The 13,822-nt window shown below is 62.3% G+C and carries 12 protein-coding genes; 4 read left to right on the forward strand and 8 right to left on the reverse strand.

Features of this window, described 5'->3' with window-relative positions; all coding sequences use genetic code 11:
- Position 1: 1 nt before the first annotated feature.
- Entirely contained in the window at positions 2-1,177 is a 1,176-nt protein-coding gene (uxuA, locus tag ASG68_RS24145; RefSeq protein WP_062586161.1) for a mannonate dehydratase, read from the reverse strand.
- A gap of 119 nt (positions 1,178-1,296) precedes the next feature.
- Between uxuA and ASG68_RS24150 the strand changes: the two genes are divergently transcribed.
- The 3 genes from ASG68_RS24150 to ASG68_RS24160 are packed head-to-tail and all read left to right on the forward strand — an operon-like array spanning position 1,297 to position 3,529.
- Positions 1,297-2,010, forward strand: a complete 714-nt coding sequence (locus ASG68_RS24150; protein ID WP_062586163.1) for a FadR/GntR family transcriptional regulator — start codon at positions 1,297-1,299, stop codon at positions 2,008-2,010.
- Positions 2,011-2,035: 25 nt separating this feature from the next.
- Positions 2,036-2,821 (forward strand): SDR family NAD(P)-dependent oxidoreductase, encoded by a 786-nt coding sequence (locus ASG68_RS24155; RefSeq protein WP_062586164.1) that lies wholly within the window; start codon positions 2,036-2,038, stop codon positions 2,819-2,821.
- Between the two features lie 21 nt (positions 2,822-2,842).
- Complete coding sequence (locus ASG68_RS24160) at positions 2,843-3,529, forward strand: D-lyxose/D-mannose family sugar isomerase (RefSeq protein WP_062586524.1); 687 nt, start codon at positions 2,843-2,845, stop codon at positions 3,527-3,529.
- A gap of 217 nt (positions 3,530-3,746) precedes the next feature.
- On the opposite strand, the gene ASG68_RS24165 is transcribed toward ASG68_RS24160, so the two are convergent.
- Complete coding sequence (locus ASG68_RS24165) at positions 3,747-4,655, reverse strand: AraC family transcriptional regulator (RefSeq protein WP_062586167.1); 909 nt, start codon at positions 4,653-4,655, stop codon at positions 3,747-3,749.
- Between the two features lie 101 nt (positions 4,656-4,756).
- Between ASG68_RS24165 and ASG68_RS24170 the strand changes: the two genes are divergently transcribed.
- Positions 4,757-5,512: an SDR family oxidoreductase gene (locus ASG68_RS24170; protein WP_062586169.1), complete on the forward strand. Its 756-nt coding sequence runs from the start codon at positions 4,757-4,759 to the stop codon at positions 5,510-5,512.
- A gap of 46 nt (positions 5,513-5,558) precedes the next feature.
- Here the strand turns inward: ASG68_RS24170 and ASG68_RS24175 are convergent, their stop codons facing one another.
- The 6 genes from ASG68_RS24175 to ASG68_RS24200 form a co-directional block, all read right to left on the reverse strand.
- Complete coding sequence (locus ASG68_RS24175; RefSeq protein ID WP_156373599.1) at positions 5,559-6,314, reverse strand: hypothetical protein; 756 nt, start codon at positions 6,312-6,314, stop codon at positions 5,559-5,561.
- A 112-nt stretch (positions 6,315-6,426) separates the two neighbouring features.
- On the reverse strand, positions 6,427-7,797 hold the full coding sequence (locus ASG68_RS24180; RefSeq protein WP_062586174.1) for an alpha-glucosidase/alpha-galactosidase: 1,371 nt from the start codon (positions 7,795-7,797) through the stop codon (positions 6,427-6,429).
- A 20-nt stretch (positions 7,798-7,817) separates the two neighbouring features.
- Positions 7,818-9,488: an ABC transporter ATP-binding protein gene (locus tag ASG68_RS24185; protein WP_062586526.1), complete on the reverse strand. Its 1,671-nt coding sequence runs from the start codon at positions 9,486-9,488 to the stop codon at positions 7,818-7,820.
- Between the two features lie 10 nt (positions 9,489-9,498).
- Positions 9,499-10,620, reverse strand: a complete 1,122-nt coding sequence (locus tag ASG68_RS24190; protein WP_062586176.1) for an ABC transporter permease — start codon at positions 10,618-10,620, stop codon at positions 9,499-9,501.
- Positions 10,617-11,630: an ABC transporter permease gene (locus ASG68_RS24195; RefSeq protein ID WP_062586179.1), complete on the reverse strand. Its 1,014-nt coding sequence runs from the start codon at positions 11,628-11,630 to the stop codon at positions 10,617-10,619. Before ASG68_RS24195 ends, ASG68_RS24190 begins: the two co-directional genes overlap by 4 nt.
- Before the next feature lie 86 nt (positions 11,631-11,716).
- Positions 11,717-13,804 carry an ABC transporter substrate-binding protein gene (locus tag ASG68_RS24200; protein WP_062586181.1) on the reverse strand — a complete coding sequence of 696 codons (2,088 nt, stop codon included), beginning with the start codon at positions 13,802-13,804 and terminating at the stop codon, positions 11,717-11,719.
- Positions 13,805-13,822 lie beyond the last annotated feature (18 nt).

The following is a 13,822-nucleotide window of genomic DNA, read 5'->3' on the forward strand; positions in this document are numbered from 1 at the left end:
TTCAGGTCAGTTGATCAACGGCAGCGATGACGCCGCGCAGTTCGGCCAATCCCTTGAGGCGGCCGATGCAGGAATAGCCGGGATTGACCTTCTTTTTCTGGTCGTCGATCAGCAGATGGCCGTGATCGGGCCGCATCGGCATGACGCTGTCCGTGCGTCCAGCCTTCACCCGCCGCCGTTCCTCTGCCCGCAACACCGAGATCAGCGACACCATGTTGACGTCGCCGCCCAGATGCTCGGATTCGGTGAACGAGCCGTCCGGCTCTTTACTGACATTGCGCAGGTGGACGAAGTGAACGCGATCGGCGAAGCGTTCGGCCATCGAGACCACGTCATTGCCATCACGCGAACCGTAGGAGCCGGCGCAGAGTGTCAGGCCGTTCGCCGGCTCATCAACAGCACCCAGCAGCGTCTGGACGTCATCTTCCGTCGAGACGACGCGCGGAAGCCCGAACAGCGAAAACGGCGGATCATCGGGATGGATGGCGAGTCGCACGCCGTTTTCCGCCGCCACCGGTACCACTTCCTTGAGGAACTCAATCAGGTTGGCGCGCATGTCGGCAGGCGAGATGTCGTCGAACGACGCTATCTCGGCGCGGATCTTCTCGCGGCTATGGCTGTCTTCTCCGCCGGGGAGACCGGCGATGATGTTCTTTTCGAGAGTCAGAATCTCGGCCTCGCTCATGTCGGCGAGACGCTTTCGGGCCGTCTCGACGACATCAGGATCATAGCTTTCTTTTGCTGCGCGCCGTTTCAACACGAAAACGTCGTAGGCGATGAAGTCGATCATGTCGAAGCGCAGCGCATAACCGCCGGCCTCGGTCGGATACATCAGGTTGGTGCGGGTCCAATCGACCACGGGCATGAAATTGTAGCAGACGACGGGCACGCCACCCTTGCCGAGATTGACGAGGCTCTGCTTCCAGGCATCAAGATAACGCCGCCATTCGCCGTCGCGCCGCTTGATTGCCGAATTGATCGGGATGGACTCGCAGACAGCCCATATCATGCCGGCCTTGCGCACCAGCGCCATGCGCTCGGCAACATCCTCCGATGTCCAGATGCGGCCATCATAGATGTGGTGGAGGGCCGTGACCACGCCATGGGCGCCCGCCTGGCGCGCATCTGAAAGGGTGACCGGATCCTGCGGTCCGAACCAGCGCCAGCTTTCGAGCATGATTGTATCTCCGGTTATAATGTTGGACAATTAAGCTGTAATTTTGCGAAATAACAAGATAATCCTGTTGATTGCGCGATTATGTCGGTCATATTGTACTCGTCAGGCAGAGGATGACGATGAGAACTGCGCCGGAAGACAGCAATCGCGCATCGGCGGTCGATGAGATGGTCGCGCGCATTCGCGGGTTGATCCGCGAACGCGGCCTGACCGTGGGCGATGTGCTGCCAAGCGAGGCTGAACTGGCCGTGATGTTCGACGCCAGCCGCAACACGGTGCGCGAGGCTTTTCGCACGCTGAAGGCCTATGGTGTCGCGGAATCGCGCCAGAAGGTTGGGGCGGTGCTGACCGACCAGCATCAATCGGCGATGCGCGACCTCTTCTCCTTCGCCATGGATATTTCCGTCGATGCCTTCCGCGACATTCAGGGTTATCGACGGCTCACCGAAATGAACCTGTTCGATCTTCTGGCCGAGCGCATCGATGAGACGGTGTTGGGTGAGATGGAGGCGCTCAATGCCGGCATCAGCGAGGCGGCAACGCCGGAGGAAGCCTCGGAGCTCGATTATCAATTCCACAAAGCGATGGTGGATGCGGCCGGAAACCGGACGCTGTCGGAGACCTATGGCATGCTGAAGCCTGTGATCAGCCGGCTGATGCTGGCGGGGAAATCGCAGCGGCTGGTCCGCGATGGGGTGACGGCGGAACATGCCGATATCATCCAGGCGCTGCGCAACCGCGACCGGATCGCCTTTGCCTTTCACATGAACCGGCATCTGGATGCCGGGCTGGAATTCATTCCGCCTGTTGACGGGAAGCACGGCCTGAAATGATGCCTGAAAATGAGGGAGACCGGTGATGAGTGAATTTGCAGGCAAGGTCGCGGTAGTGACCGGAACGACCGGCATCGGACGTGCCGTGGCGCTGCATCTCGCTCGCGGCGGTGCGTCGGTTGCGGTACTCGGTATCGACCGTGCCGCCAATACCGAACTGGAAGCGCTGGGCGCACAAGAGGGCCTGCGGCTTGCCGTCTTTCATACGGATGTTTCGGTGCCGGACAGCGTGCGCGCCGGCATGGAAGCGGCGATCGCGCAACATGGCGGTCTCGATATCATCGTCAATGCGGCGGCGGTGCATCCCTATGGCACGGCTGAATCGACGCGGTTCGAGACGTTCATGCATTGCCTCGCCGTCAATGTCGGCTCGATCCATCTGACGGCGGAATATGGCGTGCCGGAAATGCGAAAGCGCGGCGGCGGCGCCATCGTCAACCTGTCGAGCGTGCAGGGCCATGCCTGCCAGAGCGGTGTTTCCGCCTATGTCGCCTCCAAGGGCGCCATTCATGCGCTGACGCGGGCGATGGCGCTGGACTTTGCCGCGGACCGCATCCGGGTCGTCTCGATCAGCCCCGGCTCCGTCCGCACGCCGATCCTCGAACTGGCCGCCCGGACTTTCGAGGGGGAAGACGCCGATATCGACAGCGTCTTCCAGCGCTTCGGTGCCGCCCATCCGCTGGGGCGGATCGGCGAGCCGGAGGAGGTGGCGGCATTGGCAGCCTTCCTTGCTTCCGACAAGGCGGGCTTCATCACTGGCTCGGACCACCGCATCGACGGCGGCCTCACCGCCGGTATCGGGGTACGCTAGGAGGCGATCATGACCACAGCAATGAAACGTTCGGCCATCAATGCCATCATGCGCGAAGGCGAGGCCTTCATGCGTTCCTTCGGCTATATCCTGCCGCCGTTTTCGCGCTGGTCGCCGGAGGAGATGCGGGCGCGCAGGCAAGAGATTGACGGTATTACCGGGGCGGCGCTCGGCTGGGATATCACCGATTTCGGCCTCGGCGACTTCGAGCGCACCGGTCTTTTCCTGTTCACCGTGCGCAATGGCCGTTTCGCCGACCTGCAACGGGGACGCGGCATGCTCTATGCCGAAAAGGCGATGATCGCCCGCAAGGATCAGATGACGCCGATGCACCGGCATCTGCTGAAGGCCGAAGACATCATCAATCGCGGCGGCGGCACGCTGGTGATCGAGCTGTTCGGCGACAGCGACGGGATCTGCGACCGCAGCAAGGGCGTGCGGGTGGCGACGGACGGCATCTGGCGGGCTCTGGAACCCGGCCACAAGTTGCGCCTTTCCCCCGGCGAAAGCGTCACCCTGATGCCGGGAGACTGGCACGCCTTCTGGGGCGACGGCGCCGACGTCTTCGTCGCCGAGGTCTCGACCGTCAACGACGACAATACCGACAATATCTTCGAAGACCCGGCCGTCGCCCGCTTTTCCGGCATCGAGGAGGATGAGGCGCCGCTGCATTTGTTGGTGCCGGATTATGGGGTGTGGTTGCGGTAGGGAGCGGTGTTTGTTGGCCCCCGGTTTTTGTGTCGCGCCGAACGTACCCTCACACTCCGTCATCCCGGACTTGATCCGGGATCCAGCGGCGCGAAGTCCTTCGCGCCAAAAGACTCTTTGCATGGTTGAGTGGTTGATTCCTTTCGCCGCGCAGACGCGCGGGAGCCAGACAGTGACCTTCGGAATGTGAGGAGCCTCCACTCTGAGGGGCGTTTCCCTACACCGCCTCTCCCGCCTCCCGCGCATAATGCGTCGGCGGAAGGCCGACGAAGCGGGTGAAGGCGACGCTGAAGGTGCTGGCGGAACTGTAGCCGACGCGTTCGGCGATTTCGGCAATGCCGGTTTCCTTGCGGCGCAGCAGGTTCTTTGCCAGCGCCATGCGCCAGGACAGGAGATATTCCATCGGGGCGACACCCATGGCGCGGCTGAAGCGGTCGAAGAAGGCAGAGCGCGAAAGTGACGCCTCCTTCGCCAGTTCGACCACCGTCCAGGGGCGTGTCGGCTCTTCATGCATGCGGCGGATGGCGGCGGCGAGACGTCCGTCGGCAAGGCCGCGCAGCAGGCCCGGCGAGGCGCCTGTCCCCGCCGTGGAGCGAAGCGCCTCGATCAGCAGGACTTCGAGAAGGCGCGCGAGGATGACCTCGCGGGCGGGCCGTCTTGCCCTCGTCTCTTCCACCACAAGCTGGACGATGGTCGACAGCCGCTGTTCGCCGCCGACATGGATCAATTCCGGAAGAAGAGAGACGAGCAGAGCGGCATCCGGCGAGCCGAAGCTGAAATGCCCGACCAGCATGCGGACATCCGGTTCTTTGTGGGGATCGCCAAGCCGGACACCGCCTTCGACCATGGTGACATGCAGCGGGTCGTAATCCCCGGCACCATCGGTGATGTGGCTGGAGACCGTAAAGTCATGGGCGGCCGGGATGAGCACGAAATCGCCCGCCTCGAGCCGCGCCGGTTCCATTCCGTTCGCGGTCAGGCTGCATGATCCCTGCAGGACAACATTGTAGAACGGTCTGCCCGTTTCCGACCGCCGCACACGCCAGCAGCCTGCGGCGCTGACCGTCTTCGCCATCGGCGCGCTGGGCTGCAACAGGGTGACGACTTCAGCGAGCGGATCGACCATAACCGGACTCTTGCAGATGTTTTACGGACTTTGAAATGTAGAGAGTACGGATCGCGGCGTCTATTGTCCCGTCATCGAAAAATGGCCGAAAGGATCCTGCCTTGAAAACCGTTCTCATCACCGGATGCTCGTCCGGCTTCGGCCTGGAAATCGCGAAATATTTCCTCGATCATAATTGGAACGTCGTCGCCACCATGCGCACGCCGAACCCCGACGTCCTGCCGCAATCGGACCGGCTGCGGGTGCTGGCGCTGGATGTCACCGATACGGCCAGCATCCGCGATGCCGTTATGGCGGCCGGGCCGATCGACGTACTGGTCAACAATGCCGGCGTCGGCTTTCTCAACGCGCTCGAAGGCACGCCGATGGAAACGGCACGCGATGTTTTCGAAACCAACACGATCGGCACCATGGCGATGACGCAGGCCGTCCTGCCGCAGTTCCGGGAGCGCAAGGACGGCATCGTCATCAATGTCACGTCCACCGTCACGGTGAAGCCGCTTCATCTGCTTTCCGTCTATACCGCCAGCAAGTCGGCCGTGAATGCGTTTTCCGAGGTTCTGGCGCTGGAACTCGAACCCTTCAACATCCGCGTGAAAGTCGTGCTGCCGGGCCGCGCGCCGGATACGCGGTTTGGCGACAATGCGCGCAGCCGGATCGCTGCTGCCGGCGGTTTTCCGGATGCCTATGCCGATCTGGTGCAGAGCGTGTTTGCCGGTTGGGCGGAACAGCCGTCATCCGAGATCACACAGGCGATCGATGTTGCCGAAGCCGTCTGGCGCGCCGCCACCGATTCGTCCTGCCCGGCCTTCCTGCCGGCCGGTGTCGATGCTGTCGCGGTTTATGGGCAGCGTTGATCGGCCGTGAACTGCCGCCGATCTTCGGGCCGGCGGCGTTTGTGCGTCACACCTCCCGCGTCGAGATAGCCGTGACAGCCAGGGTCGTAAACCCGCTGATGGCGATGGCGGCGCGGGGTGGGGTGGGGATGGCGCCGCAGAGGCTGCCTGTGGTGATGATTCGGCCCTTGGCGACCGTCTCGGTCAGCGTGTTGGCAAACAGCAGGAAGGCGGCGACGGGGTCGTCGTTGGGGTGCTTGCCGGGGCCTTCGAAAACGGTGTCGCCATTGACGGTAATAGTCAGCGGATAGGACTGGCCGGGTTCGATCAGCTTGGCCGGGAGTTCCTGGCCGCGCACATAGCCGGCATTGCCGAGCCGGTCGGCGAGGAAGAGCAGGGCGGGCGACTTACTGCCGTCATCGAGCCGGTGTCCCAGAAACTCGATGCCGGAATAGATGCCAGCGACATGGTCGAGCAGTGTTTCGCGTGTGTAGGGCGTGTCGCCTGCGAGTGGCAAATCCTTGCCGAGCACGAAGCAGATTTCCACTTCCAGCGCGTCAACGGCCGGGCGCTCGAAACCGGCGGTGCCGGAGCCGCTGACATGGGTGATATGCGCCATCGGCGCCGAGACCGAGCTGCCATCCGGCCGGATCGCCACCTTGTAGCCACCGGTCAGCCAGTTGTTCAGCGCCAATGTCTCGCGCTGCACGGCAAAGGCTTCGGTCGGTGTCGCGGGTTCCGTCAGCGCGGCGGAGGTCAGGCGCTTTCCGGCCTTGTCGGCGTCCGACAGCTGTTGGGCAAGCGAGGCGGAACTGGCGGGCATCGGATTCTCCTGAAGGATGGTGCGTCCCGTCCTTTCGATCATACTCGCGGACAAAGGAAAACCCCGGAATTGTTGTTCCGGGGCTTCCTGTCGCATAACGGGGAGGGAGACGTTATGCGGCTTGAACTTTCTTGGCCACGCGAGCCCATTCCGGGATCCAGGTGCCGTGCGCGGCGAGCAGGTCGTCGGTCAGCGACCAGATCTGGTCGAGGTCGAGTTCGGCGGCCGTGTGCGGATCCATCATCGCGGCATGGTAGAGATGCTCGCGGTTCTCGGTCATCATCGCCGCGACTGTCAGTTCCTGCACGTTGATATTGGTGCGGATCAGCGCGGTGAGCTGCGGCGGCAGGTCGCCGATGAAGGTCGGCTGGATGCCGTTTTCATCGACCAGGCACGGCACTTCTGCGGCGCAATTGTCCGGCAGCGAGGTGATGCAGCCGTTGTTGCGCTGGTTGCCGTAGATGACCGACGGTTCGCCGGTCCAGACCGAATTCATGATGGAGGACGCGTATTCCTTCGACTGCTTGACCTCGATCTTTTCGGCGGAGCGGAAGGCGGCGGCCTGTCCCTTCCAGCGCTCGACCTGCTCGATGCAGCGCTTGGGATATTCGTCGAGCGGGATGCCAAACTTCTCGATCAGGTCCTCGCGGCCTTCCTTGATGAAATAGGGCGTGTATTCGGCGAAATGTTCCGAGCTTTCGGTGACGAAATAGCCGAGACGGGTGAGCATCTCGTAGCGCACCTTGTTGGGGCAGCGCGGGTTCCATGTCGGCTTCGGCGCCCGGCCTTCGCGGTAGCCGCGCACCAGATCCGGATAGAGATCGCGGTAGGAGCCGTCGGGCTGGCGATGCTCGAACTTCAGGTAGAAGGCCATGTGGTTGATGCCGGCCGAACGATAGCGGATTTCCTCATAAGGGATGTCGAGATCGGCGGCCAGTTCCATCGCCGTGCCCTGCACCGAGTGGCAGAGACCGACCTGCTTGATGAGCGGATACTTTTCCGAGATCGCCCAGGTGTTGATCGCCATCGGGTTAACGTATTGAAGCAGGATCGCCTCCGGGCAGACCTGCATCATGTCCTCGCAGATTGACCAGAGATGCGGCACGGTGCGCAGGCCGCGCATGATGCCGCCGACGCCGAGCGTATCGGCGATGGTCTGGCGAAGGCCGTATTTCTTCGGCACTTCGAAGTCGGTGACGGTGCAGGGCTCGTAACCACCGATCTGGAAGGCCACGACGACGAAGTTTGCGCCTTCGAGCGCCTTTTTCTGGTTGGAATGCAGCTCGATCGTCGCCTTGACGCCGAGCGTCGAGATCAGCTTGCGGACGACGACCTCGCTCTCCTCCAGCCGCTGCGGGTTGATGTCCATCAGCGCGATCTTGGCGCCTGAGAGTGCCGGACGCTGCAGCACGTCGCCGATGATGTTCTTCATGAAGACGGTCGAGCCGGCGCCGATGAAGGTGATCTTGGGTTGTCTCGTCATGATATGCCTCTGTCTGTCGGTTAGGCGGCTACGTCGAAGGCGGCGCGGACGAGCCGTTCGGTGTAGGCGGTCTTGGGATGGGTGAGAACGTCTTCGACCGGGCCTTCTTCGACGATCTTGCCGTGCTGCATCACCACCACACGGTGGCAGAGCGCGCGCACGACTTTCAGATCGTGGGAGATGAAGAGATAGCTCAGTCCTTTCTCGTCCTGCAGCTTTCGCAGCAGTTCGATGATCTGGGCCTGCACGGAGAGATCGAGCGCCGAGGTGGGCTCGTCGAGCAGAATGAATTCGGGCTCGAGCGCGACCGCCCGGGCAATGGCGATGCGCTGGCGCTGGCCGCCGGAAAATTCGTGCGGGAAGCGCGACAGGATATTGTTGGGCAGGCCGGCGCTGTTCAACGCTTCCTTCACCCGCTCCAGCCGCTCGTTGCGGGTGGCTCCGAGCTTGTTGACAACAAGGCCTTCCTCGATGATCTGGCCGACCGACATGCGCGGGTTGAGCGAGGAGAACGGATCCTGGAAGACGATCTGCATGCGCGATCGTAGCGGCCGCATTTCCTCGCGGCTCTTGCCTTGGATGGGCAAGCCGTCGAACAGGATCTCGCCGCTGTCTGCCGCCAGCAGCTTGACCAGTGCCTGGCCGAACGTGGTCTTGCCCGAGCCGGATTCACCGACGAGGCCGAGCGTTTCATGCCGGTGGAGCTTGAGGCTGAGGCTGTCGACCGCGACCAGTTCCTTCAGTTGCGGGCGGAAGAAGCCGCCTGTCTTCAGCATGAAGGACACGCGCACGCTGCGTCCCTCGAGGATGGCGGCGGAATCGACCGGCATGGGGTTTGCCATGCCCTTCGGCTCGGAATTGAGCAGGTGGCGGGTATAGGGATGCTGCGGGTCCTGGAACAGCGCCGTCGTGGTGTTGTGCTCCTTCACCTCGCCGTTCTGCATGACATAAACGTAGTCGGAAAACTGGCGCACGACGGTGAGATCGTGGGTGATCAGGATCACCGCCATGCCGATTGTCTTCTGCAGGTCGCGGATCAGGTTGAGGATCTGCGCCTGGACGGTGACGTCGAGCGCCGTCGTCGGCTCGTCGGCGATCAGTACGTCCGGATTGTTGGCAAGCGCCATGGCGATCATGATGCGCTGGCGCTGGCCGCCCGAAAGCTGGTGCGGATACTGGTTAAGGCGGGTTTCCGGGTCGGGGATCTGCACCTGGCGCAGCAATTCCAGCGTCCGCTGCGTCGCCTGTGCCCGGCTCATCTTCTGGTGCACGCGGATCGCCTCGATGATCTGGGTACCGATCGTGTAGACCGGGTTCAGCGAGCTCATCGGCTCCTGGAAGATCATCGAGATCCGGTTGCCGCGCAGCGCCCGGCGCTGGCGGTCGGAAAACTTCAGGACATTCTTGCCGTCATATTCGATGCTGGAGCGATCCGACACCCTGGCGCGCTTGGTGAGCAGGCCCATGACGGTGCGGGCGGTTACCGACTTTCCTGAGCCGGATTCGCCGACGACGGCGATCGTTTCGCCACGGTAGAGCTGGAAAGAGACGTCCTTCACCGCATCGACCGTGCCATGCTCGACCTTGAACTTCACTCCGACATGGCGGGCATCGATGATGGGCTTGCCGACGGCGGCGGCATGGTCGTGCCGCTGTTCGGGAGCGAGTGTGCTGATATCCACGAGTGCCATGGTCGCCTCCTCAGTATGGGTCGACGGCGTCGCGCAGGCCATCGCCGAGCGCATTGAACGCAAAGACGGTGATCAGCACGAAGGCCACGGGGGAAAGGATCCAGGGATAGGATCCGATGACGGAATAGGTGGCGGTATCCTGCAGCATCAACCCCCAGGACATCAGCGGCGGCTTCACCGCGAAGCCGAGGAAGCCGAGGAAGGATTCGAGCAGCACCACATTCGGGATCGCCAGCGTCACGGCGACGATGACGTGGCTCATGACATTCGGGAAGATGTGCTGGAAGATGATGCGCCGGTCGGTGGCGCCGATCGCCATGGCCGCGCGGACATAATCGATGCGGGCGAGCGCCAGCGTCTTGCCGCGCACTTCGCGTGACATCTGTGCCCAGCCGAGTGCGGACATGACGAAGATGACGAAGGCGAGGAAGACATTGGTCGGCGCCGTCACCGGAATGAGCGAGGTGAGCGCCAGGTAGAGCGGCAGTTGCGGGAAGGCCAGGACCAGTTCGACGAAACGCTGCATCCAGGCATCGAAGCGGCCGCCGAAATAGCCCGAGACCATGCCCACCGTGGTGCCGACGACGGTGACGATGAAGACCACGGTGAGCGCGATCATCAGCGAGACGCGGGAGCCGTAGAAGATGCGCGACAGCACGTCACGGCCGAACTTGTCGGTGCCGAGGAAATTGACCGGCGTGCCGTCGGTCGCGCCGAAGAAATGCCGTTCGGTCGGGATCAGGCCGAAGAGGTTGTACTTGAAACCCTTGACGAAGAAGCCGAGATTGAGCGGATTGGCATAGTCCGGCCCGACGATCGGCTGGAAGGTGATCGGGTCGAGCTCGGTGCCTTCGCCGATCTTGTAGACGCGCGGCCAGACGAAATTGCCTTCCTGGTCGGTGATGCTGATCGTCTGCGGCGGGGCGAAGCCGACGCCGGTCAGCTTCGGATCCACCGGCGAGAAGAACTCGGCGAAGATCGTCATCAGCATCAGCAGGCAGACGAGGATCAGCCCAGCCATGCCGGTCCAGGAGGTGCGCAGGCGCCGCCAGACGAGCGCCAGATAGGTCTCGTTGCCATGATGCGGGGCGGGAACCGGAACGGTGGAAACGGTTTGAACATCGGCTTTCATGCGTGTGCTCCTCCACCCAGGCGGACGCGGGGATCGAGCATCGCCAGAAGCATGTCGGCGATGATGTTGCCGACGATCAGGGTTGCCGACAGGACCAGAATGAAGGTTGCGGTGACATAGACGTCACCCACCCACATGGAGCCGACGATGGCCGGGCCGACGGTCGGCAGCGCGAAGATGATGGCGGTCTCGATCTCGCCGGTCAGCATGTAGGGCAGGACGACGCCCTGATACATGATGAGCGGATGCAGCGCGTTGGGCACCGCATGGCGCATGATCACGGCGCTTTCGGAGAGGCCCTTGGCGCGGGCAGTCTCGACATATTGGGCGTTCAGCGTATCCAGCAGATTACCGCGCATCACCCGCATATTGTAGGCGAGGCCGCCGAAGGTGGCGATGGCGATGACCGGCCAGACATGTTTCAAGAGGTCGACGAACTTGTCCCAGGACCAAGGCGCGCCGCCATATTTGGCGGAGTTGAAGCTGTTGATCTCGCTGACATTGAAATGGAACACCAGCACATAGACGATGATCAGCGCCATCAGGAAGCGCGGCACCGTCATGCCGAGAAAGGAAATGCCGGACAAAAGGCTATCGACCCAAGTGTATTGCCGCGTGGCGGCGAGAACGCCGAAGGTGATACCGATGACCGAAGCGAGGATATGGCAGACGAGCGCCAAGGCGAGCGTTCGCGGCAGGCGTTCGCCAACCACTTCGGCGACGGGCTTGTTATAATAGAGGCTGTGGCCGAAATCACCGCGGGTGAGGATGCCGGTGATCCAGTTGATATATTGAACGGGAAGCGGCTTATCGAGGCCGTTGGCGATCTTGTAGGCCTGGGCCTGGGCGTCGGCCTGCTCGAAGCTGGCGCCACCCTGGTTGATCGCCTGGGAACGGATGTAGTCGCTATAGTCCCCCGGCGGCGCCTGAATGATCGCGAAGGTCACGACGCTCAGCACGAAAAGAACGGGTATGGCGGACGCTATGCGCACAAGTAGAAATCGGAACATGGCTGTTAGGTTCTCTTGTGTGTTTCGGGGTGTCCGTCTCCGGCCGTCTTAAGGGAACGGCCGGAGGGAAGTGCAGATCGGTCGGATCAGTTCGACAGGCCCTTCTCACCGGGCTTGCCGGGGAGCTGATCCTTGAACAGTTCGTAATCGGTCTGCTTGTCGGCGGCGACGAAGACGCGTTCGCGGATGATCGTGTCTTCAGCCCAGTTGAACATGTAGATCGGCGCACCGACCGGGATGTTCGAGAAGCGCTTGTTGATCATCAGGGCGCCCGGATATTCGGTCAGGCCGATGGCATCGATGTTTTCGGTCGAGACCTTCTGGTACTGCTTCATCAGGTCGGCGCGCTCGTTCACATCGTTGGAGGTGACGAACTTGTTGACCAGCGAGACCATCTCCTGCTCGAAGGGCATCAGGTCGAGCGTGCCGTCGGTGCCACCACGATGGTGCCAGCTGGTGCGCGGGCCGGTCGCGGCGAGCTGCGGCGTGTTCTGCACCACCGAGGCGATTTCTGAACCGTTGCGCAGCACCATCCAGTCGAAGCGTCCGGCGTCGCGCGCCGCGTCACGCTTGGTGCCGTCCATGGAGTTCAAGACGACCTTGATGCCGAGCTGTTCCATCTGGCCGATCACACCTTCCGCAAGGTTGCGGTCGGTCGTGTAGTCGGAGCTGGCGAGCAGCACCACCTGGACATCCTGGCCACCCAGCGTCTCGGCCGGGAAGTTGACGAAGCCGTTGCCGTCGGTGTCCTTCAGGCCGGCCTTTTCGAGCAGCGCCTTGGCACCATCGAGATCGAACGGATAGTAGACGGTTGACTGACGGTCGTAGAAGCTCGTGCCCGAGGAGAGGCCGCCCGGATAAATGGCGGTAAACGGACCCTTGACGAGCGAATCGCCGATCTTCTTGCGGTCGAGCGCCATCGAGACGGCCTTGCGGAAGTCGAGATTGCGGTTGAGATCGCGCACGGCCTTGCCGCGTTCATCGGGCTCACCCCAGCCATTGGCCGAGAAGTTCAGGTGCAGATTGTAGCCGATCAGGCGGGCGCCGAAGGCGAGACGGGCCGGAGCTGTGTCCTGTGCAGCACGCTTCAGCGATTCGACGAAGTTTTCCGGCTGCTCCAGGTTGGAGAAGTCACCGGAACCGGCGATCGTCTGCACGTCGCGGTCGGCCCAAGTCGACAGCTTGTAGTGCAGCTCGTTCAGGTAGGGCAGCTGGTTGCCGTTTTCGTCGACCTTCCAGTAATAGGGATTGCGGCGCAGAACGATGATATCGTCCGGACGATATTCGACCGGCACCCAAGCGCCCATAGCCGGAATGTTCATGTATTCCGGCGCAAAGCCGTTCTTGTACTGGTCGTAGGTGAATTCCTTGGCGTATTTCGGATGCTTGGTCTTCAGGATATGCGCCGGGCCGGGGCAGAAGGTGCCGTAAGCCATCGAGTAGAGATACTGGCGCGGGAAGGCTTCCTTGAAGGTCCATTCCACCGTGTTGGCGTCGATCGCCTTAAGCGTCGTGCCTTCACCGAAGGTTTCCGGCGAAGCGCCGTTCAGCGGCGTGACGTTCGGATCGACGATATTGTCGTCCCAGTGGAACATCACGTCTTCGGAGGAAAAGGGAACGCCATCCGACCACTTGGCGCCTTCGATCAAGTGCATGGTCAGCTTGTGGCCGTCCTCTGACCATTCCCAGCTCTTAGCCAGGTTTGGCAGCGGCTCGACGTCCTTGGCTTCGACCTGATAGAGGGGCGCGGTGCGCGTCAGGCACTCGGAAATGCCGATGTCGATGCCGCCCCAGCCCTGGGTCTGGCCGGCGGAATAGTTCCAGCCTTCCGGGCGGCCGCCGATGACATGGCGCATCGTATCGCCATAGACGCCGACGCCGTCGGGCATGTTGCCGGTCTTGAAGACCATCGGCTCCTTCGGCAGGCGCTCGGTCACGGGCGGCAGCTTGCCGGTCTTGACGAATTTCTCGGTGACCCATTCCGGCTCGTGATATTCCGGCAGCGCCTTGAACTCCACGATCGAATCGCGGGGCACATAGGTGATCTTGCCCTGTGCCGGGAATGGCGGCTGTTCGGGCACGACGGTCGGCTCGGAAGCCCAGGCATTCAATGCGAAGGCGGACACGCCGAACATCAGCGCGGCCCCCAGCTTCATATGGCGGTTGATTTTCATCGTTTTCTCTCCCTCATA

This window comes from Rhizobium sp. Leaf453 (genome assembly GCF_001425605.1).
Taxonomy (GTDB): Bacteria; Pseudomonadota; Alphaproteobacteria; order Rhizobiales; family Rhizobiaceae; genus Pararhizobium.

Bases quoted from the DNA above. Each gene is read 5' to 3' on its own strand.
- uxuA (WP_062586161.1), bottom strand. From the start codon at position 1,177: ATGCTCGAAAGCTGGCGCTGGTTCGGACCGCAGGATCCGGTCACCCTT.
- ASG68_RS24150 (WP_062586163.1), top strand. From the start codon at position 1,297: ATGAGAACTGCGCCGGAAGACAGCAATCGCGCATCGGCGGTCGATGAG.
- ASG68_RS24155 (WP_062586164.1), top strand. From the start codon at position 2,036: ATGAGTGAATTTGCAGGCAAGGTCGCGGTAGTGACCGGAACGACCGGC.
- ASG68_RS24160 (WP_062586524.1), top strand. From the start codon at position 2,843: ATGAAACGTTCGGCCATCAATGCCATCATGCGCGAAGGCGAGGCCTTC.
- ASG68_RS24165 (WP_062586167.1), bottom strand. From the start codon at position 4,655: ATGGTCGATCCGCTCGCTGAAGTCGTCACCCTGTTGCAGCCCAGCGCG.
- ASG68_RS24175 (WP_156373599.1), bottom strand. From the start codon at position 6,314: ATGCCCGCCAGTTCCGCCTCGCTTGCCCAACAGCTGTCGGACGCCGAC.
- ASG68_RS24180 (WP_062586174.1), bottom strand. From the start codon at position 7,797: ATGACGAGACAACCCAAGATCACCTTCATCGGCGCCGGCTCGACCGTC.
- ASG68_RS24185 (WP_062586526.1), bottom strand. From the start codon at position 9,488: ATGGCACTCGTGGATATCAGCACACTCGCTCCCGAACAGCGGCACGAC.
- ASG68_RS24190 (WP_062586176.1), bottom strand. From the start codon at position 10,620: ATGAAAGCCGATGTTCAAACCGTTTCCACCGTTCCGGTTCCCGCCCCG.
- ASG68_RS24195 (WP_062586179.1), bottom strand. From the start codon at position 11,630: ATGTTCCGATTTCTACTTGTGCGCATAGCGTCCGCCATACCCGTTCTT.
- ASG68_RS24200 (WP_062586181.1), bottom strand. From the start codon at position 13,804: ATGAAAATCAACCGCCATATGAAGCTGGGGGCCGCGCTGATGTTCGGC.